Source organism: Arthrobacter sp. MW3 TE3886 (genome assembly GCF_041262145.1).
Taxonomy (GTDB): Bacteria; Actinomycetota; Actinomycetes; order Actinomycetales; family Micrococcaceae; genus Arthrobacter.
In genome coordinates this window covers 1,186,651-1,209,267 of record NZ_JBGCAN010000001.1, presented here as the reverse complement: position 1 = coordinate 1,209,267, position 22,617 = coordinate 1,186,651, and the positions used below count along the sequence as shown (strand labels likewise).

The 22,617-nt window shown below is 68.0% G+C and carries 18 protein-coding genes and 1 pseudogene; 11 read left to right on the top strand and 8 right to left on the bottom strand.

Annotation, left to right across the window (positions count from 1 at the left end; translation table 11 throughout):
• Positions 1–24: 24 nt before the first annotated feature.
• Positions 25–1,908, top strand: coding sequence for an alpha-glucosidase (locus ABH915_RS05515; protein WP_370118657.1), 1,884 nt, complete (start codon positions 25–27; stop codon positions 1,906–1,908).
• Between the two features lie 304 nt (positions 1,909–2,212).
• Here the strand turns inward: ABH915_RS05515 and ABH915_RS05510 are convergent, their stop codons facing one another.
• The 3 genes from ABH915_RS05510 to ABH915_RS05500 all read right to left on the bottom strand — a co-directional run bounded on the left by ABH915_RS05510 (position 2,213) and on the right by ABH915_RS05500 (position 6,046).
• Positions 2,213–3,010, bottom strand: a complete 798-nt coding sequence (locus tag ABH915_RS05510) for an alpha/beta fold hydrolase (protein WP_370118655.1) — start codon at positions 3,008–3,010, stop codon at positions 2,213–2,215.
• 156 nt (positions 3,011–3,166) lie between these two features.
• Entirely contained in the window at positions 3,167–4,084 is a 918-nt protein-coding gene (locus ABH915_RS05505) for a glycosidase (protein ID WP_370118652.1), read from the bottom strand.
• A 228-nt stretch (positions 4,085–4,312) separates the two neighbouring features.
• A complete protein-coding gene (locus ABH915_RS05500; RefSeq protein ID WP_370118649.1) occupies positions 4,313–6,046 on the bottom strand; it encodes a SulP family inorganic anion transporter in 1,734 nt (577 codons plus the stop codon).
• Between the two features lie 315 nt (positions 6,047–6,361).
• On the opposite strand from ABH915_RS05500, the gene ABH915_RS05495 reads away from it, so the two are divergent.
• On the top strand, positions 6,362–7,336 hold the full coding sequence (locus ABH915_RS05495; protein WP_370118646.1) for an aldo/keto reductase: 975 nt from the start codon (positions 6,362–6,364) through the stop codon (positions 7,334–7,336).
• 93 nt (positions 7,337–7,429) lie between these two features.
• On the opposite strand, the gene ABH915_RS05490 is transcribed toward ABH915_RS05495, so the two are convergent.
• Entirely contained in the window at positions 7,430–8,500 is a 1,071-nt protein-coding gene (locus ABH915_RS05490) for an adenosine deaminase (protein WP_370118643.1), read from the bottom strand.
• 48 nt (positions 8,501–8,548) lie between these two features.
• Here ABH915_RS05490 and ABH915_RS05485 point away from each other — a divergent pair, with 48 nt between their 5' ends.
• Together ABH915_RS05485 and ABH915_RS05480 are read left to right on the top strand one after the other, a co-directional pair.
• Positions 8,549–11,236, top strand: a complete 2,688-nt coding sequence (locus tag ABH915_RS05485; protein WP_370118640.1) for an ABC transporter — start codon at positions 8,549–8,551, stop codon at positions 11,234–11,236.
• Between the two features lie 221 nt (positions 11,237–11,457).
• Positions 11,458–12,108, top strand: a complete 651-nt coding sequence (locus tag ABH915_RS05480; RefSeq protein ID WP_370118637.1) for a transglycosylase family protein — start codon at positions 11,458–11,460, stop codon at positions 12,106–12,108.
• Between the two features lie 128 nt (positions 12,109–12,236).
• On the opposite strand, the gene ABH915_RS05475 is transcribed toward ABH915_RS05480, so the two are convergent.
• The gene (locus tag ABH915_RS05475; protein WP_018773880.1) at positions 12,237–12,764 is read right to left on the bottom strand and encodes a hypothetical protein; all 528 of its coding nucleotides are present in this window, start codon (positions 12,762–12,764) and stop codon (positions 12,237–12,239) included.
• Positions 12,765–13,024: 260 nt separating this feature from the next.
• Here ABH915_RS05475 and ABH915_RS05470 point away from each other — a divergent pair, with 260 nt between their 5' ends.
• Complete coding sequence (locus ABH915_RS05470; RefSeq protein WP_026538533.1) at positions 13,025–13,921, top strand: MSMEG_6728 family protein; 897 nt, start codon at positions 13,025–13,027, stop codon at positions 13,919–13,921.
• Positions 13,922–14,056: 135 nt separating this feature from the next.
• Here ABH915_RS05470 and ABH915_RS05465 read toward each other — a convergent pair whose 3' ends face one another.
• Positions 14,057–14,536: a hypothetical protein gene (locus ABH915_RS05465; protein WP_370118634.1), complete on the bottom strand. Its 480-nt coding sequence runs from the start codon at positions 14,534–14,536 to the stop codon at positions 14,057–14,059.
• Positions 14,537–14,730: 194 nt separating this feature from the next.
• On the opposite strand from ABH915_RS05465, the gene ABH915_RS05460 reads away from it, so the two are divergent.
• Positions 14,731–15,735 (top strand): response regulator transcription factor, encoded by a 1,005-nt coding sequence (locus ABH915_RS05460; RefSeq protein ID WP_370118631.1) that lies wholly within the window; start codon positions 14,731–14,733, stop codon positions 15,733–15,735.
• On the opposite strand, the gene ABH915_RS05455 is transcribed toward ABH915_RS05460, so the two are convergent.
• Entirely contained in the window at positions 15,732–16,394 is a 663-nt protein-coding gene (locus ABH915_RS05455) for a signal peptidase I (protein ID WP_370118628.1), read from the bottom strand. The two genes, ABH915_RS05460 and ABH915_RS05455, sit on opposite strands and share 4 nt — an antisense overlap.
• A gap of 92 nt (positions 16,395–16,486) precedes the next feature.
• A complete protein-coding gene (locus ABH915_RS05450; RefSeq protein ID WP_018773874.1) occupies positions 16,487–17,098 on the bottom strand; it encodes a TasA family protein in 612 nt (203 codons plus the stop codon).
• Positions 17,099–17,286: 188 nt separating this feature from the next.
• On the opposite strand from ABH915_RS05450, the pseudogene ABH915_RS05445 reads away from it, so the two are divergent.
• The 5 genes and pseudogenes from ABH915_RS05445 (at position 17,287) to ABH915_RS05425 (ending at position 22,499) form a co-directional block, all read left to right on the top strand.
• Positions 17,287–18,322, top strand: a pseudogene (locus ABH915_RS05445) (SDR family oxidoreductase).
• A 43-nt stretch (positions 18,323–18,365) separates the two neighbouring features.
• Positions 18,366–18,755, top strand: a complete 390-nt coding sequence (locus ABH915_RS05440) for a DUF1622 domain-containing protein (protein WP_018773872.1) — start codon at positions 18,366–18,368, stop codon at positions 18,753–18,755.
• Between the two features lie 39 nt (positions 18,756–18,794).
• Positions 18,795–19,583 carry an isocitrate lyase/phosphoenolpyruvate mutase family protein gene (locus tag ABH915_RS05435; protein ID WP_370118624.1) on the top strand — a complete coding sequence of 263 codons (789 nt, stop codon included), beginning with the start codon at positions 18,795–18,797 and terminating at the stop codon, positions 19,581–19,583.
• Positions 19,584–19,797: 214 nt separating this feature from the next.
• Entirely contained in the window at positions 19,798–20,487 is a 690-nt protein-coding gene (locus ABH915_RS05430; protein WP_370124945.1) for a YqjF family protein, read from the top strand.
• 125 nt (positions 20,488–20,612) lie between these two features.
• Positions 20,613–22,499, top strand: a complete 1,887-nt coding sequence (locus ABH915_RS05425) for a DUF222 domain-containing protein (protein ID WP_370118621.1) — start codon at positions 20,613–20,615, stop codon at positions 22,497–22,499.
• The last annotated feature ends 118 nt before the right edge of the window (positions 22,500–22,617 follow it).

Here is a 22,617-nt window from a genome sequence, read left to right as displayed (position 1 = left end):
TGCCGGACCAGCTGAGGAGTCCCCATGACGGTCGAAGAAGCCCCCACGGAAACACCGAAGGCGACTGCCGGCGACTGGTTCCAGCGCGCCGTCGTCTATCAGATCTATCCGCGCAGCTTTGCCGACTCCAACGGCGATGGCATCGGCGACCTCCGCGGCATCATCGGCAGGCTGGACTACCTCCAGCGGCTGGGGGTCGACGTCGTCTGGCTCTCCCCGATCTACACCTCCCCGCAGGACGACAACGGCTATGACATCAGCGACTACCGGAACGTGGACCCGCTCTTCGGCACCCTCGAGGAGCTCCGGGAACTGACCGACGGGCTGCACGCGCGCGGCATGAAGCTGGTGATGGACCTGGTGGTCAACCACACCTCGGACGAACACCCCTGGTTCGTGGAATCCCGGTCCTCGAAGGATAACCCGAAGCGCGACTGGTACTGGTGGCGGCCGCCGCGGGACGTCGACGCCGGGGCCTCCCCACGGCGCACGGCGGCGGAGCCGACCAACTGGGGATCGGCGTTCTCCGGGCCCGCGTGGGAGTTCGACCAGGCCAGCGGGGAGTACTACCTCCACATCTTTTCGAAGAAGCAGCCGGACCTGAACTGGGAGAATCCCGAGGTCCGGGCGGCGGTCTACGAGATGATGAACTGGTGGCTGGACCGGGGCGTGGACGGGTTCCGGATGGACGTCATCAACTTCATCTCCAAGGACACCTCGCTCCCGGACGGGCCGGTGGCCGACGGCAAGCTCTTTGGCGACGGCTCCCCGTTCTACATCGACGGCCCCCGCATGCACGAGTTCCTGCAGGAGATGCACCGGGAAGTCTTCGCGAACCGCACCGGCGAGCTGCTCACCGTCGGCGAAATGCCCGGCGTGACCGTGGCGGACGCCATCCTGTACACCGACCCCGCCCGGGCCGAGGTGGACATGGTGTTCCAGTTCGAGCACGTGGCACTGGACCAGGAGGAGGGCGACAAGTGGCGGCCCAAGAAACTCCTGCTCACCGAGCTGAAGCAGACCCTGGGCCGCTGGCAGGACGGCCTGGCCGAGACCGGCTGGAACAGCCTGTACTGGGGCAACCACGACCAGGCCCGCGCCGTGTCCCGCTTCGGCGACGACAGCCCCCGATACCGCGAGCTCTCGGCCAAAATGCTGGCCGGCATCCTGCACCTGCACCGCGGCACGCCCTACGTCTACCAGGGCGAAGAACTGGGCATGACCAACATGACGTTCGGCGCGATCAGCGATTACCGCGACATCGAGGTCCTCAACCACCACCGCGAAGCCACCACGCACCTGGGCCACACCGATGCCGAGGTCCTCGCCGCCCTCGCGCCGCTGAACCGGGACAACGCGCGCACCCCGGTCCAGTGGGACGCCTCCCGGCATGCCGGCTTCACCACCGGGGCGCCGTGGATCGCGGTGAACCCGAATGCCAACCACATCAACGCCGCCGCCCAGGTGGATGATCCGGATTCGGTCTACAGCTTCTACCGCCAGGTGATAGCGCTGCGGCATGCGGAGCCGGTTGTCTCGCACGGGAATTTCACCATGCTGCTGCCGGATGACCCGCACGTCTATGCGTTCACCCGGGCGCTGGCCGGGTCCGGTTCGGCCGTTTCTTCCGGCAGTCCCTCAGACAGTCAGCCAGCCGGCGCCGGGATCCCGGAGCTGCTGGTGCTGGGCAACTTCTCCGGCGAGGAGCGCGACGCGGACCTCGGGGACCAGGTCTGGGCTGACGCGGAGCTGGTGGAGCTGGTCTTGGGCAACTATCCGTCCGACGCCTCCGACGGCGGCTCTGCCGCGGGTTCCGCCGTGGGTGCGGCGCGCGATGGTCTTGCCGCGGGCGGAGTGCGCCTGCGGCCCTGGGAACTGCGGGTGTTGCGCCGGCGCCGCGGCGCCTGATCGAGGATCCTGAACGCCAGCCCAAGAAAGGAAGCCACGCATGACTATTCCCCCACCCCCAGGACCCGATCCGTTTCCGCCGGAACCCGGCCCCACGACGCCGCCGCCCGAGCCCGGAGACCCGTTCCCGCCGGAACCCGGTCCGGTCACGCCGCCGCCGGTTCCGGGACCCGAGCCGGTACCGGGCCCCGCGCCCACGCCGTCACCGGAACCGGGGCCGTTCCCGACGCCGCCCGGTCCCCTCCCGATTCCGGATCCCGGCCCGGTTCCGCCACGGCCGGACCCGACCAGGTTCTAGCGGCCGTCACCGCGCGGAGAGTCCGTGCAGGAACCGGCGAACTTCTGCGTTGAAGGCAACCGGCGCTTCGACGGCCGCCATGTGCCCGACGTCGGGAATCATCACCAGCGTCGAGCCCGGGATCCGCCGGTTCATTTCGTGGGCCACGCTCGGCGTCGAACGGACGTCCTCCGTGCCGTACAGCAGCAGGGTGGGCACCGCGATGGTGGGCAGGACGTCCCGGTAGTCGGCGTGGGCGTTCGCGTTCAGCAGTGCCCGCATGCCGCCCGGATGGAAGTCGGCCATGATCGCGCTGGTTTCCTGGACCGCCGCCGGATCGGCATGTTCCGTGAACAAGGTGGGCAGCCACGCGGGGATGAATTGCTCTGCCGGCTGCTCGAGTTCGGCGAGGACCTGGGCGTAGCGGCGCTCGACTTCCTCGGGCGGCAAGGATCCGGCCCAACCGGCATACGCCGAGACCAGCAGCAGCGAGGCGGGCACTGACGGGTGCGTCCGGTAGAGCTCCAGTGCAATGCCGGAGCCCATGGACAGCCCGAGGATGTGCGGCCTGCCGGGCACCGCTTCCCGCAGAAATCCTGCCAGGGCGTCGCCCAGGTCCTGTCCGGTGAAGCCCGGCGGCGGATCGTCCGAGCCGCCGCACCCCGGTGCATCCCAGGCGAAGACCGTGAAGTCAGCCGACAGGTCCTCGAACTGCCGCCGCCAGATGCGGCTGTCCTCGTAGGCGCCGTGCAGCAGGACCAGCGGCTGACCCTGGCCCGCACGCCGGTACCGGATGCGCAGGCCCGCAACCTCGACGGTCTCCATGAGGCAATGCTAGGTCGGACCGCCGCCGCTGGGCAGGTTCAGGCGGGGCAGGTTCAGGATGCGCAAAGCCGCCGCGACGCGCAAATGACCCTGCGACACCCGAATTCGGGTGTCGCAGGGTCATTTGCGCGTTGGCAGGAAGGTTGCGCGTCGGTGCTACGGCAGGACGATGTCCCGAGTGCGGTGATCGTACTGGATGACCAGGAGACCGCCGCCGTGGTGGACTTCGTGGTTGGGTCCGTCGAAGACGCCAAACGCACCGTAGTTTTCGTCCCAGGAGCGGTTCAACGCGATCTTGAAGGAGTAGAAGCCGGCAGGAATGTCCGCGGCGATCTTCCAGAGCTGATCCACCTGGTCCAGTTCCATCTGGACTTCGTCGTACTGCGGCGCCCAGTTGGCGGGCGCGCCCAGCAGAATGCTGAAGTCGCCGGCAACCGCGACGGCGTCCGGCTGCTCGATCGTGTCGACGCTGACAGCAGAGGCCGCAGCCGCCGGGGCTTCTGCCGGCGCTGCTGCAGCAGGCTGCGCGGCCTTCGCTGCGGGCTTGCGCTTGCGCACCGCCTTGGCCACGGGGGCCACGGCCTCCTCGATGAGCTTGGCGGCCTTGCCGGCAACCTTGGAAGTTTTCGACGGGGCTTCCTCGGCCGTGACGGCCGGCGTTGCTGCTGCCTTTGCTGCCTTCTCCGACTTTGCCGGCTTTGCCACGGGGGCAGTCGGCAGCGGCGTGCCCGCCGGAACGGGAGTGCCGGCGTCGAGCGCTGTAGCGAAAACGGCGGGCTCGGCGAACGCCACAGTGGCGCGCTGGCCGTCGTCGGTAATGGACCAGCCGGAGCGGCCCTTGACCAGCCAGCCTGCCTTGACCAGCTTGGCCGTGGCGGTGGTCAGCGTCTTGTGGCCGCGGGGAATGCCCCCGCTGAGCAGTTCGCGTTCGTGGTCGTTGAGGGGCACCCGTGCGATTGCCTCGCCCAGGACGGCTCCGGCGTTCAACTTCTCGCCCGTCCATACCTCCTCTGCCAGGACATCCAGCACGGCCTTGAGCCGAAGGTTGGTGTTTTCCGCGGTGTTCGCGCCCATGGGTCTCCTTTAGAAGCAATTGATCCACCTGCATTTTGCCAAGGAAATGTTAGTTTTTGCGAGCGGATCCGGTTAACTCTGTGTGTCGTGACCCACTATGACAGGGCTGGGCGGGGGTCGCGAGGGACCAACTCGGCCCTACCCGCGAGTAGAAAAGCAACGCGGGGTCACTTACCGCCCATGGAAGGGCCTTGGACCGGCCGTAAGTGACCCCGCGTTGTTCAGGGGTTACTCCTCGGCGCTCCATTTGGCGCCGGTCTGGGCCATGTAGGCGGCAACCGCTGCTTCGGTGGTGGGATAGAAGTGCTCCGGCTCGATTTCGCGGGTCAGTCCGTAGCGTTCGATCTTCTCCCGGGTCCTGTGCTTGAGCTCGGCGAACACCAGCGAGATGCCCTGCTCGTTCAGCTCGACGTCCAGATCGAGCAAGACGTCCGCGGCGGTGGTGTCCACGTCCGTGATCGGTTCGGCCGCGATGACGATCCATCGCGGTTTGGGGTCGGTATGGGCCAGGTGCCGGATGTTGTCGCGGAAGGGCCGGACGTTGGCGAAGAACAGCGGGGCGTCCCACCGGTAGATGACCAGGCCGGGCAGGTGTTTGGCGTCCGGGTGGACGTTGATGTCATGAAAGCCGTCATAGCCGGGCACCCGCCCGATCACGGTCTCGTAGGGCCACCACGCCCGGCGGAAGATGTTCAGGATGGACAGCCCCACCGCAATGCCGATGCCGGGCAGGACGCCCAGGAACGCGACGCCGAGGAAGGCGGCCATGCACAGGTAGAACTCGGTGCGCCGCTGGCGCAAGAGACGAATCGTTCCGGGAATGTCGGCAAGGGAGATCGACGCCGTCATCACCACAGCTGCCAGAGCCGGCTGTGGCAGGTTCCGGAACAGCCCGGGCAAGAACACCAGCATGAGGAGGATCAGCACGGCGCCCGTCACGCCCGTGAGCTGCGACTTCGAGCCGGAACGTTCTGCGACGGCGGTCCGGGATCCGCTGGTGCTGACCGGGAAGCCCTGGAAGAGGCCCGCGGCCAGGTTCGCGGCTCCGATGCCAATCATCTCCTGGTTGCCGCGGATTTCCTGTCCGGTGCGTGCGGCGAACGCCGTCGACGTCGAGATCGTGTCCGTCAACGAAACCAGCGCAATCCCCAGGGCGCCGGCGAACATCAGCCCGAGGTCCGCGACGTCCACCCGGGGGATGGTGAACGGCGGGAAGCCCCGCGGGAGTTCCCCGACCAGCGAGACGCCCTTGGCGGCCAGGTCGAAGATCGCCGTCGCCGCGATCGCGGCGACCACCATGACAAGTACCGCCGGGACCTTGGGCAGCCACCGCTGCAGGACCAGTATCAGCACAATCCCGCCGATGCCGACCGCCGCCGCGGCGACCACGGTCTCGCCGTTGGCCACGCCCTCGACGAATCCGACCAGGTCACCAATGAAGTTTTCGCTTTCGATCTTGAACCCGAAGAGTTTCGGGAGCTGGCCGACCAGGATGGTGATCGCGAGACCGTTCATGTAGCCGATCATCGTCGGCTTGGAGATGAGGTCGGCGATGAAGCCTAGCTTGGCCACGGACGCCAAAACCATGATGGCGCCGACCATGAGGGCCAGCATCGACGCGAGCGCGATCGCCTTCTGCGGGTCGCCGTCGGACGCGACAAGGGGCAGGACCGTCGCGGCGATCATGGGCCCGAGTGCAGAGTCGGGCCCAAGGACCAGGACACGGGACGGGCCGAAGACCGCGTAGGCGAGCAAGCAAAGGATGCTGGTGTACAGCCCGGTGATCGGGGGCAGCCCAGCCAGCTCGGCATAGGCCATGCCTTGCGGAACGAGCAACGTCGTCAGGACGACCCCGGCGATGATGTCCTTGCCGAACCAGTCCTTCTGGTACGTCGCGACGGCATCGAATCCAGGCGCCGCCCGGCGCAGCCAGCCCTTGCGCCGCTCGCGAGTCTTCGTCATAGCTGCACTCTGCCGCCCGTCCCCGCCCGGCACATCCCCCGGCAAGGGTGAACCGCGCCGGCCGGGCGCCGTCCCCGATGCCCAATCACTTATGGTGCCCAACCGCCGGTTTTGGCAACCACAGGTGACAGGGCAAGTGGAAATCGGAACCCGGCCCCCTGGCCCAGCGGGCCGTTGTGTCCCCGGCCCGATGGGCCTAGAGTTGCGGTCTGCCCACCGCGCGCTGTCCCGCCGCTGACCATGCACCGGATCGGGTGCCGGACTGGGCATCCCACCGTTCCCACTGTTCCCACTGTTCCCACTGAGGAGATATCTATGGAAACCCGCACGCTCGGTTCACTCACCGTCTCGGCCCTGGGATTGGGCTGCATGGGCATGAGCGAGTTCTACGGCCACGGCGAGGACAACGAGTCCATCGCCACCATCCAGGCGTTTCTCGACGCCGGCGGAAGCCTGCTCGACACCGCTGACATGTACGGCCCCTTCACCAATGAAGAGCTGGTGGGCCGGGCCATCGCGGGCCGGCGCGACGACGTCGTCCTGGCCACCAAATTCGGCAACGAACGGCGGCCCGACGGATCCTGGGTGGGCATCAACGGCTCCCCCGACTACGTGCGCGCCGCCTGCGATGCCAGCCTGCAGCGGCTGGGCGTGGACCACATCGACCTGTACTACCAGCACCGGGTGGACAAGACCGTTCCGATCGAGGACACCGTCGGGGCCATGGCTGAGCTGGTGCAGGCTGGCAAGGTCCGGCACCTGGGCCTGTCCGAGGCCAGCGCCGACACCGTGCGCCGGGCCCACGCGGTACACCCCATCACCGCCCTGCAGACTGAATACTCGCTGTGGGAGCGTGAGCCGGAGACCAAGGTCTTCCCGGTCCTCGCCGAGCTCGGCATCGGCTTTGTGCCCTACAGCCCGCTGGGCCGCGGTTTCCTGACCGGCCAGTTCCGCAGCCCCGAGGACTTTGCGGCAGACGATTTCCGCCGGCACTCCCCGCGTTTCCAGGGCGAGAACTTTGACCGCAACCTGCAGCTCGTGGACCGGGTCAAAGAGCTCGCGGACGCGAAGGGCTGCACCCCGGGGCAACTGGCGCTAGCCTGGCTGCTGGCCCAGGGCGAGCACATCGTTCCCATCCCGGGCACCAAGAAGGTCGACCGCCTGCGGGAAAACTTGGGCGCTGCCGACGTCGAACTCTCCGCCGAGGACCTGAACCGCCTGGACGAACTGGCTCCGGCCGGGGTGGCCGCCGGGGCGCGCTACCCGCACATGGATTCGATCGACGTCTAAGCCGACCGAAGCGGAACCAAGCAACGCGGGGTCACTTACAGCCCATCCCGGGGCGCCGGATGGGCCGTAAGTGACCCCGCGTTGCTTTGGTGGCTAGTGTCCGGACGCGGCGAGCTCGGCCAGCAGCTCGGCCTTGCGTTCCTCGCTCGCGAAGGAGGACCGGATCGAGTTCGCGGCCATCCGGACGCAGTCGAACTCGGACAGGCCGATCACCGATTTCAGCTGCGCGAAGTTGTCGTCCACGTAGCCGCCGAAGTACGCCGGGTCGTCCGAGTTCACGCAGACGTTCAGCCCCGCCGCGAGCATCGCCGGCAGCGGGTGCTCGGCCAGGGTGTCCACCGCGCGGAGCCGAACGTTGGACAGCGGGCACACGGTCAGCGGCACGAGCTCGTCCACGAGCCGTTCCACGAGCTCCGGGTCCTCCATGCAGCGGATGCCGTGATCGATCCGCTCGACTTCCAAGAGGTCCAGCGCGTCGATGATGTACGACGGCGGGCCCTCCTCGCCGGCGTGCGCGATCCGGTGCAGCCCGGCGTCCTTGGCCCGGGCGAAGAGCCGCTCGAACTTGGCCGGCGGGTTGCCCACCTCGGCGGAATCGAGCCCGATGCCGGCGATCGGGGCGCCCATGGCAAGCATCTGCTCCAGCACCTCGAGGGCGGATTCTTCGGTGAGGTCGCGCAGGAAGGCCGCGATCAGGAGGGTGGAGATGCCGAACTCTTCGCGGGATCCGGCCAGCACCGAGGCCACGCCGTTGACGCACGTCGCCAGCGGTATCCCGCGGGACAGGTGGGCCTGCGGGTCCAGCATGATCTCGGCATGCCGGACCCCGGCGAGCGCCGCCCGGGCCAGGTAGGCGCGGGTCATGTCGGCGAAGTCCTGCTCCGTCTGCAGCACGGCCATGTTGGCGTAGTACAGGTCCAAAAAGGATTGCAGGTCAGTGAATTCGTAGCGCGAGCGCAACTCGTCCAGGTCCGCATAGGGCAGTTCGATCCCGTTGCGTTCCGCCAGCGCGAAGATCAGCTCCGGTTCCAGGGTTCCCTCGATATGCAGGTGCAGCTCGGCGACCGGGAGTGCGTGGGGTTCGCCGGCCTCCGGCTCGTCCGGTTCTTCCGGTTCGTTCGGCTCTTTCTCGGCAAACCCTGCCCCGTCGTCGTGTGTTTCCATCCGGTAAGGATATGCCCGGTGCTCCCCCGAGCGGATAGAGTCGAACCAATGCAAAGTAAACAGCATGCTTCCCATTTGCCGCGCCCGGCCGGCCGGGACCTCATTCCTGATCTCGCTCCCGGCAATCCGACGGACGGTTTTGTCCGGGTGCGCGGCGCCCGGGAGAACAACCTGCGCAACGTGGACGTGGACGTGCCCCGCGACGCGATTGTCGCCTTCACCGGCGTCTCCGGCTCCGGCAAGTCCTCCCTCGCCTTCGGCACCATCTATGCCGAGGCGCAGCGCCGCTACTTCGAATCCGTGGCCCCCTACGCCCGCCGGCTCATCCAGCAGGGGCACAACCCCAAGGTGGAAATGATCACCGGGCTGCCGCCCGCCGTCGCGCTCCAGCAGCGCCGCGGGACGCCGAGTTCGCGGTCCACGGTGGGCACCCTCACCACACTGTCCAACTCGCTGCGCATGCTCTTCTCCCGCGCCGGCAGCTATCCGGACGGCGCCAGCCCGCTGGACTCGGACGCGTTTTCGCCGAACACGGCCGCCGGCGCCTGCCCGGAGTGCCACGGCCTGGGGATCGCGCACACCGTCACCGAGTCCTCGCTGGTCCCGGACACTTCGCTGAGCATCCGCGACGGCGCCATCGCCGCCTGGCCCGGGGCCTGGCAGGGCAAGAACCTGCGCGACATCCTGACCCACCTGGGCCACGACGTCGACACCCCCTGGCGGAAGCTGCCCAAGAAAGACCGCGACTGGATCCTGTTCACCGAGGAACAACCCGTGGTGGAAGTGACGCCCCAGCGCGACCGCGTCGCCAAGCCGTACAAGGGCCGGTTCTGGAGCGCCAAGAGCTACGTGCTGCATACGCTCTCCGATTCCAAGAGCACCACCATGCGCGAGAAGGTGCTGCGCTTCATGGAAACCGGCCCGTGCCCGGTCTGCGGCGGCAGTGGCCTGACTCCGGCCGCGCTCGCCGTCACCTTCGCCGGGCACACCATCGCCGAACTCAACGCCGTCCCCATGACCGAACTGGCGGACATCATCCGCCCCACCACCGAACTCACGGAGGCCGGGACCGCGTCCCGCAAGCAGTCCTCCGGCGAGGGCAACGAGGTGGCCGTCGCCATCACCCGTGACCTCCTGCAGCGCGTCACCGTGCTGCTGGACCTCGGCCTAGGCTACCTGGCTCTGGGCCGGTCCACGCCCACGCTCTCCCCCGGAGAAATGCAACGGCTCCGGATCGCCACCCAGCTCCGCTCCGGGCTGTTCGGCGTGATCTACGTGCTGGACGAGCCCTCCGCCGGGCTGCACCCCGCCGACGCCGAGCCCCTCCTCGCAGTCCTGGACCAGCTCAAGTCCTCCGGCAACTCGGTGTTCGTGGTGGAGCACAACATGGACATCGTCCGCCGCGCCGACTGGCTGGTGGATGTCGGTCCCCGCGCCGGTGAAGGCGGCGGCGAGGTGCTCTACAGCGGTCCCGTGGCCGGCCTCGCCGAGGTGGATGCGTCCGTGACCCGGCCGTTCCTGTTCCCGGACGGTTCGGCCGGTACGGCCGGTACGTCTGACGGTTCCGGCACTGCGGACGACGGCGATGCCCGCGGCAGCGCGGACGACGGCGGCGCTTCCGCCGCCAGCGGCACGCGCCGGGAAGCTGCCGGCTGGCTGGAACTGCGCGACATCAGCCGCCACAACCTGCGCGAACTCGACGCCGACTTCCCGCTCGGCGTGCTGACCGCGGTCACGGGCGTCTCCGGCTCCGGCAAGTCCACGCTGGTTAGCCAGGTTCTGGCCGAGGTGGTCGGCGCCAGGCTGCACCCGGAGCCAGACGTTGCCAAGGCCCCCGAGGACCTGGAGGCCGACGCCGGTGAGTCCACCGAGCTGCTCAGTGTCGGACCGGTCTCAGGCCTCGACCAGCTGGACCGGCTCGTCAAGGTTGACCAGAAACCGATCGGCCGCACACCGCGCTCCAACCTCGCCACCTACACCGGCCTCTTCGACGCAGTGCGCAAGGAATTCGCGGCCACGGACGAGGCGAAGGCGCGGGGCTTCGGCGCCGGCCGCTTCTCCTTCAACGTTGCCGGCGGCCGCTGCGAGACCTGCCAAGGCGAGGGCTTCGTCGCCGTCGAACTGCTGTTCCTGCCCGGCAGCTACGGCCCTTGCCCCGAGTGCGATGGCTCGCGCTACAACCCGGAAACCCTTGAGGTGACGTACCAGGGCAAGAACGTGGCGGAGGTGCTGGGCCTGACGGTCAACGCCGCCGCCGAGTTCCTCGAAGGGGTGCCGGCAGCGGCGCGCAGCCTGCAAACGCTGCGCGAGGTGGGCCTGGGCTATCTCCGCCTCGGCCAGCCGGCCACTGAGCTCTCCGGCGGTGAGGCCCAGCGCATCAAACTGGCCACCGAACTGCAGCGCGCCCAGCGCGGCCACTCCCTCTACCTGCTGGACGAGCCCACCACCGGACTGCACCCGGCCGATGTCCAGCTCCTCATGGCCCAACTGCACCGGCTCGTGGACGCCGGGAACACCGTCATTGTGGTGGAACACGACATGGATGTGGTGGCCGCGGCGGACTGGGTGATCGATCTCGGCCCGGCAGGCGGGGACGCGGGCGGCGAGATCGTGGCGATTGGGACTCCCGCCGCCGTCGCGCGCTCCACAGCGAGCCGGACCGCTCCGTATCTGGCCGCAATGCTCGGAAGCTGCTTCACGCGAACATGGTCGCAGGCGTCAGCGCGGACCAGATGATAACGGCAGAAGCAGCCAAAGTAACGTCTTGATAACGGACCGGGGCTGACTTAGCCTAGTGTCCATGCCCGGCAACCGGGTATTGCATGCCCGGTGCTACCACCACCAGATACTGCCCGACCGGTAGACACCGCTATGACCTCTATTGTCAGGGGCGGGCAGTGGCGTAAAAACGTCCGGGGACGGACCGAGCGCTGGTGGGCCTCAGGAGCATCTAAACCATGAAGAAATCAACCTATGGCACTGCCGCGCGCCGCGGCATCTCCCTGGTGGCTGTTTCGATTGCCGCCGTCGCACTGTCCGCCTCGGCCGCTAACGCGGCCGTACCAACCACAGCCCCTGCCTCCACGTGGGATTCACTGGCCCAATGCGAAAGTGGCGGGAATTGGGCCACCAACACAGGAAACGGATACGCGGGCGGGCTGCAATTCAGCGCCAGCACCTGGGCGGCCCATGGCGGCACGGGGTCCCCGGCCAATGCAAGCCGTGCGCAGCAGATCGCCGTCGCCGAGAGAGTGCAGGCCAGCCAGGGCTGGGGCGCGTGGCCAGCATGCGCCGCCAAGCTCGGCCTGCGCGGCGGCGCCGCGGCCCCGCAGAGCGCGGCCACAGCACAGCGGCCCGCCGCGATTCCCGTCGCAGCCAAGGCTCCCGCCAGATACGCCCCCAAGGCAGCCGTGCCTGCACCCCGGCACGCAGCACCGGTATCCGTAAGTGGCCAGACCTACACCATCCGGAGCGGCGAAACCCTGAGCACGATCGCCGCGAAGCTCAACATCGCCGGGGGCTGGCACGCGCTGGCCGACGCCAACACAGCGACCATCAGCAACCCCCATCTGGTGTTCCCGGGCCAAGTGCTGCAACTGCCCGCATAAGGCGTTTACGGCACGTGGCGTACAGCAAGCCACACAGCACGACGCCGGAGCGATCCCGCAAGGGGACGCTCCGGCGTCGTGGTGCTTCAGTTAGCCGTGGGTTGAGCCGTGCGTTGAGCCCTGCGGGCTCAGGCGGCCTGTGGGATTTCGCGGATAATCCGCACCTTCCAGGCGGCGTCGTCGCTCGTGTCCAGCAGGGCAACTGTGCCCATGGCCAGGTGCAGCGCTACCCGCTTGGCGGCGAGGAGCTCAAGGTAAAGGCTTTCGTTCATCCGAGCCGGGGCGTCAATGACGTACTTCACGGCGTCGCGGACTTTGCGGTAGTTGGCGCTGCGCTCGCGGTGCAGGTGCAATTCCAGCATCCTGCGCTGCTTGATCTTTGGCTCGTGACGGTTCAGCCAGGACACCGCGGCGTGGACGGCTACCACCAGGGTCAGTGAGATTACGTAGATCTCCCAGCCACTCGAGAGCAGGAACAGGGGCAGGTTGGCGATCGCTACGGCGGCGATGAAGAGGCGGAGGGCCACCAGGCGCCGCATGGTCAGGGCCACGGCAGCCATGGCCGCTCGGAACCCGCGCTGCTCGTCGCGTGCGGCGACCGGATCCAGCGTGAATTCCTCCAGCACCACTATTCCGTGGGCGTCGGGGCTGAGCATTTGTCCGTACTTGGGCACGAACGGCGCCGGTGCAACGCTTGCTGTTCGTGGCGCTGCGGTAAAGGGCAGTGCTGTGATGGGCTCCGTAAGCGATGATTCTGCAGAATTAGGCATGGGCGTGTCTTCCGTGGCGGCGGGAGTGGTTCATGTTATTTTAGCGGCTCTCCCGCACCCCTGTCTGCCCTGTTCCGTCATGTGAGCACGCTCACCGGCCCGCGCCAGCAATTGGCGCATTTGACCCGTGGCCTCAAACTGGAAAGATGCAGACTTTCCTCCCCTTCCCCGATTTCCAGCAGAGCGCCGCGGTTTTGGACCGTGTGCGGCTCGGCAAGCAGCGCGTCGAAGCGCTGCAGATCCTGCGTGCGCTGGTGATCCCGGAGTACGGCTGGCAGTCGCACCCGGCGATCCGGATGTGGATGGGGTATGTTCCTGCGCTGACAATGTACGGCCTGGCCATGGTGGATGAATGGACGGCCCGCGGCGGCGAGGACACCACGCGCGAGAAGATCATGGAGTTCGCCCCGCAGGCGGCCCACCCCGACTACGCCGCCAAGATCCCGATGCCGCCATGGCTGGGCAATGAGGATTTCCACCTCAGTCACCGGTCCCGGTTGATCGCCAAGGATCCGCGGTTCTATACAGAGGTCTTTCCGGGAACGGACCCGGACCTGGAGTACATCTGGCCCGAACCGAAGCACGAGTTGGTGCCCGAGGATCCCGCCGGGGACCGCATGTGGGTCCTGCGCCTGCCCCTGGGCGACACCGAGCCCGCACAGCTGAAGACCGTCAGCCTGCCGCCGGTTGGCCGCAGCAAGGCCCCCGCGGACGACGACTACCAGTTCGTCTACGCCGACTCGGGCTCCCGCCGTCCCGGCAAGGTGCGCAAGCTGCCCCCGAAGCAGCTCGTCAAGAAGCCCACCCGCAAGCGCCAGCAGCAGGAAGAGGCGTTCACCACCCTGCCCGGCAACTCCGTGGTTGCCATCCCGGTCAACGACGGCGCCGCCTTCGCCGTCGGCAAGGTCCTGGGCCGCCCGATCACGGTTGATGGCCAGTTCGCGCGCAACTTCCAGGTCGACGAGATCGTGGACCGCTCCGCCTTCGATTACCCTGCACTGATGCAGGACCCGCGGGCCTTCTTCCCAATCCCGGCGAGGTAGCCAAAAGGCAGCAGCGAACGACGCCGGGCGGGTCCCGGCGTCGTTCGCTTAGTTCGCTTCGTTCGCTGCGACCGCCGCGATGGCTCCGGCGGAGGCCGGTGGAGTGCGCCGGCACGTCGTTCGCCGGCACGCGGTTCAGCAGGTGACAGATTGTTGCAGTTCCGGCCCGGTCCAAGGGCCTACCCGGGCGGAGAAAGTGAACGTGTAGGTTCCCTTGCCGTTGCCCTTGCTGAGAACCTTGACCTCATGCGTGGTGTCCTCGGGGGCGATCTCGCTCACTGCCTGGGGCCCGGTGGGAGACGTCAACGTCGCCGTATATGCCGTGGCCCGGGCCACGGCGGCGAAACCCGTGAAACTGATGGCTGCACCCTTCTTCCCTTGGATGGTGGTGCATTCCAGCGTGCCGTTGATGGATGCCGGGGCCGGGACCGTGTAGGTGCCCACGTTCAGGGCGGCGGTGGTTCGGGCCGTGAACGCCGCGGAGGCCAGCCCGGGAGCCCCCAGCAACAGGGCCACCGCCAGAGGGGCGGCCAGCAGCCCGGACCGATGAGCCAACCACCCGGACGAGACCCGCGGGGCCGCCGCAGAGTGCTTGGCGAGGTTCACTGGTGGCACTTTCTCTCCGGGCAGTTAATCGTTGCTTCAACTCTGACAGCCGAGCTTCAACACCGGGCCGGGTTAAACTTCAACTTTTGCTCAAGAAAACCTGTTAGCCTGACCTCCAGTGTTACGCATGTGGCTTGTGTCACACCCCGTGACGCATGGGGTGGTTGCTACTCACGGGTCTCTTGGTCTTAGAAGCTGGGGTTATGTTGGATTCACAGAGTCAGCTCCGCGCTGTGGTTGTAGATGGCGACGACGACGTTCGACTCCTCATCTGCCGGACACTTCAGTTGCAGGGCTTCGCTGTTTTTGAGGCCGGTTCCGGAGCCGAAGGCCTCCTGAAGATCCAGGAACACCGCCCGGACCTTGTCACGCTGGAGCTGGACCTTCCAGATTTGGACGGCGTGGAGGTGTGCCGCCGGCTGCGCAAATTCTCCGACGCCTACGTCGTCATGATCACGGCCCGGTCGGACGAGATCGACGAGGTGATGGGACTGGAGATCGGAGCAGATGATTTCATTCGCAAGCCGTTCAGCCCGCGCTCAGTCCAGGCCCGTGTGACGGCAGTGATGCGGCGCCACCGGCCAACCGCGCAACGCCCCACGCCGCGGCGCCGCGCAACGGATTTCATGCCGGCCGCTTTCACACCGGCCGCGCCCGGCGACTCGGCGCACGGCGACACAGCGTCCGGTACGCCGGGGGCGCCCGGCGTTCCTGGGGCGCCTCCCCGCCGTCGTGCGAGCGACGGCGGCGCCGTGCCCCCGGTGTCCTTTCCGGCCGGCGCCGCCGCGCCCGCAGCGTCCGCAGCGTCCGCAGCCACAGGTTCCGGCTTCCGGCACTCAGATGCCAACGGCGTCCTCCGGCACGGCCCGCTGGTTGTCGAGGCAGAAGGACGGGTGGCGTCCCTTCATGGTGTCGAACTGGAATTGACGCGCACCGAATTTGATCTCCTGGAGGCCTTGGCCGGGGCACCGCGTCGGGTGTGGACCCGGAAGGCCCTGTTGACCCAGGTCTGGGGCAACGAATGGCCCCGGGAGGAGCACCTCGTGGAGGTGCACGTCGGCAACCTGCGCAAGAAGCTTGGCGACAAAGGCCGCGAACCGCGGTTCATCCGCACCGTGCGCGGAGTTGGCTACCGCATGGCGCCGGTGGCAGCAGCGGGCAATCCCGCCGACCTGCGCGGAATTCAGGATCACGCCTCCGCCGGTTAGCGAGGCTTCCGCCAGATCGCCGTCAGTACGACGACGACGAACAGGGCAGAGGCGCCGTAGAGGAGTACCGACTGGGCAAGCGGCTCACGCAACGCCCTGATGCCGTGGCCCAGATATGGCACGACTCCGGCCTGCGTGTAGACGTAGTCCTCAGACAACACCGCAGTCCACGGGTCGGGCCCGGGGTTGGCGTCACCCTTGGTCGTCACCGACGTCGCACCGGCGTTGTCCCGCTTGATGCTCGCCACCCGGTGGGTTTCAATCCGGTGATCGCCAATAGGGATGCTGTAGGTGATGACGTCGCCGACCTTCAGATCGGAGACCGGCGTCCTCACGCTGACGACGACGTCCCCCGGGTTGATCCCCGGCGACATGCTCCCCGTGAGCATGGTGGACGTCTGGTAGTTCAGGAAACGCGGCCCGACGGCGAGGAAGAGGAATACCAGGGCAGCGGCGACGAGAAGGACTGTGAGCAAGGCACTCCCGGCGGCACCAACCGCCTTGGACAACAGGCGCCCGCGGGCCGGCGGAACCGGTTGGGCTCGACGTCGTCCGCGGCTGGAAACGGAATGGTCCTGGACCGGACCGCCCTGCACGGGGCCGTCTGCTGACGGGAGGTCGGCGGAGTCCCTCGAATCTGCGGTGATTGCTGCGCTCACGGGACGGTACCTCCTGTCGGCGTTGCTGGTAAGGGTAAAACCGGGGGCTCAGTACGGCCGAGACCAGGCCGCACTGAGCCCCCGAGCATGGCCTACTTGGCGCCCGCCTGGCGGAAGGTGGCATCGAAACTGAACTTGATGGAGCTGTTCTTGCCCTGGAAGGTGTTGTCCGCCGAGGCCGGAACAGACATGGTGACGCGAAGGAAGTCGGTGCTGCCAGCAGTCAGGGACTTCAGCGTATTCGGCAGCGCATAGACCCCGACCACCCGGCGAAGGGACAGGACAGTGGTGGGAGCGCCAGCCGAGCACGTGTAGGTGAAGGACGGGGACGCCCCGGCTTCCGTCCACGCCACCGGACAGCTCTCAATCAGCAGCTGCAGGCCGTTCGTGGCGTCGGTGTCCAGGATGGACGACGTCGTGGCGGTGGTGGTGAGGGTAAGCCCCGTCAGGTTCTGGTCGCCATTGTTGACCAGGGTGACAGCGCGCTGCATCGAGTCGCCCGGAATGGTTCCTGTGGCAGCCACGTTGAGCCGGTCGTTGGTGCCACCGGCCAGGTTCACAGTGGCGGAATTGACCGCTGCGGAAGCTGACGTGCTGGCGGTGAAGCCACCGTAGGTACCCATCCCGGCCACGCCGGCGGCTGCGGCGAGGAGTGCTGCGGAAGCAAGAACCTTGCTGGAGGTGGAATTGAGGTTGAGACCCATCAGAGTTCCGTTTCGTGGGGCCGGCCGTGGCTGGCCGGGCAACGTATGTAGCATCCGCCAGCCCCCTGGCTGACCCTTACAACGATGCCCGGACACCTTCAAGGCAAGGCTGCAGCGGGCGACAAGATCACTTCAAGATTTCCTCAAGCCTGTCCGTGGCGCTTCCCGAAGGCTGGCAGACTGGCTTCATGACTGTTCTGCTGGCCGGTTGCGGCGATCTAGGCACCGAGGCCGGGCTGCGTTTCGCGGCGGCCGGCCACCGCGTGATGGGGTGGCGCCGCTCGCCGGAGAAACTCCCGGCCGCCATCGAGGGGGTCGCCGCTGACCTGGGCTCCGCCGAGCTGCCGCCCATCCCGGCGGACACCACCGCCGTCGTCGTCGCGATTGCCGCGGATTCCCCGACCGAAGAGGCTTACCGTGCCGCCTACGTGGACGGGCTGTCGAACGTCCTGGACGCGGTCCTCGCCTCAGGGGCAAGCGTCCGCCGGGTCCTGTTTGTGTCCTCGACAGCCGTCTACGGCGACGCCGGCGGCGGCTGGATTGATGAACGCACGACGCCGGAACCCGGCGGGTTCTCGGGCCGCATCATCCGCGAAGCAGAGGAACTCCTCCACAGCCGCCTGCGCGGCACCGGCATCACCCCCGTAGTGCTGCGGCTCGGCGGAATCTACGGCCCCGGCCGGACGCGACTGATCGACCAGGTGCGCAGTGGAACCGCCGTCATTCCTGCCGCGTCGCGTTTCACCAACCGGATCCACCGCGACGACGCCGCAGCCGCGATCGTCCATTTGTGCACCATGGACACGGTTCCGGCGCCGGTCTATTTGGGCGTGGACAATGAACCGGCCGAACTCGGCGACGTGCTGGATTTCCTGGCCACGGAGCTGGGTCTCCCCCGGCCGCCGTCGGAGTCCGCTGGTGCGGTTGCGGCTGGTGCAGCCGGTGCAGCTGCGGACGGCGCTTCGGCGTCGGGCGGCAAAGCGGCGGGCGGCGCTTCGGTGTCGGGCGGCAAAGCGGCGGGCGGCGCTGCGGCGTCGGGCGGCAAAGCGGCGGGCGGCGCTGCGGCGTCGGGCGGCAAAGCGGCGGGCGGCGAACCCTCCCGGGGTGGCAATAAGCGGGCCAGTAACGGGCTGCTCCGCAGCACCCGGTTTCGAGTTTCAGTACCCGAGTTTTCGAGAAGGCTACCGCGCTGTTCTCGCCGGGGTAGGCGCCCGGCACCCATAAAGTTTCGTTGTGAACGTCGCCGTCTATTTCTCTGAGGAGAACCATGGAAATTCAGCACATCATTGAGACGGCCGGCAGCCTCATGGACTTCGCCGGGGTGGCCGTCATGGTGCTCGGCGCCCTAGTGTCCGTTCCTATGGCGCTGCGCGGATTCCAGCCCAGGCGCCTGCCGGCGGGTTCCGCACCGCTGTCCTTCTACCGCTCGTACCGGCAACTGCTGGGACGCTCCATCCTCCTCGGGCTGGAGCTGCTGGTTGCGGCCGACATCATCAGGTCTGTCGCCATCACACCAACCTTCGAGAGCGTCGGCGTGCTGGCCATTATCGTGCTGATTCGGACGTTCCTGAGTTTCTCACTCGAATTGGAAATCTCCGGACGCTGGCCCTGGCAGAGTCAGCGCGAGGGTTCCGCTGCCGCGCCGGCGGCCAGCTGAACCCTTTCGAGTGTCGGCGGCTCCAGTTAGGCTCGGGGCATGACAGACAACGCGCGTTCTCTTGCCCCCAAAGCCACCGAACTGCTCCGTCTCCATCACGCACCGGAAATTCTTCAAGTCATCAACGTCTGGGACGCCATCACCGCGAAAGTGGTTGCCGATGTTCCGGGGACCAAAGCGTTGGCCACGGCCAGCCACTCCATCGCTGCGTCCCGCGGCTACGAAGACGGTGAGAACATCCCGCTGGACGAAATGATCGCCGCCGTCGGGGTGATTGCCGCCGCCACGTCGCTGCCCGTCAGCGCTGACCTCGAAGCGGGCTACGGCAATCCCGGCGAAACGGTACGCAAGGCCATTGGCGCCGGCGCCGTCGGGGCAAACATCGAAGACCAGATGCGCCCGCTCGCCGATGCCGTTGAACAGATGAGCGCTGTCATCCGCGCCGCCGAGGCCGAGGGCATCGACTTCGTCCTCAACGCCCGCACCGACGCCTTCTTGAAGGGCAAGGACCGGGACCCTGCCGCGGTGCTTGCCGACGCCATTGAGCGCGGCCGGGCCTTCCTCGACGTCGGCGCGACCACGGTGTTCGTGCCGGGCCTGCTGGACGAGCCGACTGTCACCGCGTTGGTGGAAGGAATTGGGTGGAACAAGGTCTCGGTCATCAATGTGCCCGGATCCCTGGCCCCGGCCAAATTGCAGGACCTTGGCGTGGCGCGCATTTCCTACGGCCCGTGGACCCAGCGCGTGGCGCTGACAGCCCTGGCCGATGCGACGGCGGCGCTGCTGGCCGGCGGAGCCCTTCCGGAAGGCACCCGGGCACTGAACTGACCTGCGTCCGCGAACCTTCAGCCGATGCCAGCTGACTCTCACCGTGCGTTCGATTCTCATGATGACGACCGACTCGTACCCTGCCGACCGACTCGTACCCTGCCGACCGACTCGTACCCTGCTGACCGACTCGTACCCTGCCGACCGAAGGAGGCTGATCCGATTGGGCGTTGATCCTTGGCCGGCTGCACCCGAGCTTCCGGCGCCAATCATCATGGACCAGCGGTGGCTGGAAGCCGTCTTCCTGCACTGGCGCATTCCTGCGGCAGTGGCGGCGCGGTTCATGCCACCGGGCGTCGCGCCCGATGTGTTCGATGGCTCCGCCTGGGTGGGGTTAATCGGCTTCCGCATGCAGGGTGCCGGAGTCGGCCGCGGCCCTGGCATCCCCTATTTCGGAAGCTTCAACGAGATCAATGTGCGCCTCTACTCCCGCGAGCCGGACGGCACCCGTGGTGTAGTTTTCCGCAGCCTGGATGCTTCACGTTTGGCGGTGGTCCTGGCCGCGCGGGCGGCCGGGATTCCCTATGTGTGGTCGCGGTCGAGCTACGTGGGCGCCGATGGGTTTGTGGGGCCGGCGTCGGTTGGGTATTCCGTCCGGCGTTTCCGGGGAGGCGCCCGGAGCGACTTCTCCGTTGTCCCGGACCCCGACGCCGCAGCCACCGACGCGCTGTCGATCCACCTCACGGCCCGGTTCGGTCTGCATTCACGGTTCAGGGGCAGGACCATCTATGTTCCCAACACGCACAGTCCATGGCCGCTGTACCGCGCACAGTTGGACGGTCTTGAGGACCAACTCGTGCGCGCCGCGGGAATCGAAGTGACCGGTCGACCCGAATCCGTGCTTTTCTCGCCCGGAGTTCACACGCAGTTTGGCCGGCCACGGGTCCTGCCCAGCACGACGTGAAACCTGCCTGATCGCCCGTCGATCCGCGGGCAGGTGGCGCCGCGATCTCAAAGTGATGACGCACGGTGCCCTCCTAAACACGGTGCCCTCCTAATATTGTCGGCGGTCGCAAATAGACTCGTTTCATGGAAGCCGTCAGGGATTTCATCAGGGATTTCAGCCCTTGCGGGGACGAGGCGCAGGGCACGGACCGGGGTGCAGCTACGGTCCGGCAATCCGGTATGGACGCCGCCGTGGCCGCGCTGCGGGCGGTGAGTTCGACGGCGGTGGAGGAGGCGGGCTCGTGGGGATTTCGGGCCGCGGCGGACTTCGCCGGCAGCGTGGAGGAACTCTCCCGCACGGTGGAGTATCTGCAGCTCGTCGCGGCCGCCGCCGTGGACCGGACCAGGAAGCAGTCCGCCGCCGCGGCCTCCGGGGTTGCGGCGGGGTCGGTCACGGCGTGGACCACGGGCTGGCGCGAGAGCGGCGGCGGATGGCAGACCGGAGCGGCCGGAACCTCCTTGGCCGCGGGGCCTGCCGGCGCAACCGGCGCCTTAGAGCCTGCCTGCGGGTCCGGTACCGCGGCGTCTGCCGGCGTGTCCGTGCCGGCGGTGCCGGGATCGGTGCTGGATGACGGGTACCGGAACACGGTGGAGTTCCTGCGGGCGCGGCTGCGGATCGGCGCCGCGGAGGCCAAGCGCCGGCTCTGCCTCGCCGACACGCTGCTGCCCCGGCAAGGACTCTCCGGCGGGCCCATGCCGGCCGTGCACCCGGAGCTCGGAGCCGCCGTCGCGGCCGGCGAGGTCGCGTCCCGGGCCGCGACAGTCATCACGCTCGCCCTGGACCGGGTCCGGCACGGCTGCCTCCCCGAGGCCGCGGCGGCGATGGAGCACGCCCTGACCCGCACCGCGGCCGAGAACGACGCCGACTTCCTTGCCCGGGTCAGCCGCAGCTGGGCCGAGGCGCTGGACCAGGACGGCGCCGAACCCTCCGAGGAACTGCTCCGCCAGCTCCAGGGCGCCTTCCTCCGCAAACCCCGCCACGGCCTGCAGCACCTGGAAATCTTCGCCACCGCGGACCAGTTCGAACACCTGATCACCGTGATGAACACCGCCACCAACCCCCGCACCGGCGAGGGCACCGCCTCCGGCCACACGGCACAGGCCGGACCGGGCGAGGCGGGCGAGGACGGGGCGGCGGCCGGTGAAGCCGCCGGGAACAGCCCTGCTGGCACTGACGCCGCCTGCGGCACGAGTGCTGCCGGCGTTGGCACTCCCGGGGCCGTCCGGGCCGGCACCGGCCCGGCGGACCAGCCCGGCCCGGCTGGTGAGCCCGCCACCGCGGAAGAGGACCCCTCGCTGCCGTCCCTGGACCTCCGCTCCCGGCCGCAACGGCTGCTCGACGGGCTGGTCGGCGCCTGCAAGGCGGCACTGGCAACCGGCGGGCTGCCCGCGGCCGGCGGGCTCCGGCCCCAGGTCATGGCCACCATCGACTACCGCGACCTGCTCACCCGGCTCCAGGACTCCTCCGGCGCCACAGCAGGCGCCCCGCGCCTCGGACCCCGCTCCCCGCACAGCACAGGGGCGCCGCAGCAGACCGGCTCGCTGCTGTTCACCGGCCCCGTCACCGCCGGCACCATCCGCAAAATCGCCTGCGACGCCGACATCATCCCCGTCCTCCTCGGCGGGAAGGGCCAGGTCCTGGACATCGGCCGCGCCTCCCGGGTCTTCCCGCCGCACATCCGCAAGGCCATCACCGCCCGGGACCGCGGCTGCGCCTTCCCGCAATGCACCATTCCCGCACCCTGGTGCGAGGCCCACCACATCACCTACTGGTCCCGCGGCGGAACCACCGGAACCGGGAACGGAACCCTGCTCTGCTCCCATCACCACCACGTGATCCACAAGGAACACTGGAACATCCAGATGCGGACCGGCATCCCCTGGTTCATCCCACCACCCCACCTCGACCCCGCCCAGACACCCCGCCGGAACAGATACTTCCGTCCCACAGATCCCGTGGTCGCCGCGTGACAGCGGCCCGGGTGGCCGGGTGGGCCGTGCGGCTCGGACGGCAACGGCCCCGACGATCGGGCGAGTCGTGCGGCTCGGGCGACAGCGGCCCGGCGGCCGTGCGGCTCGGGCGACAGCG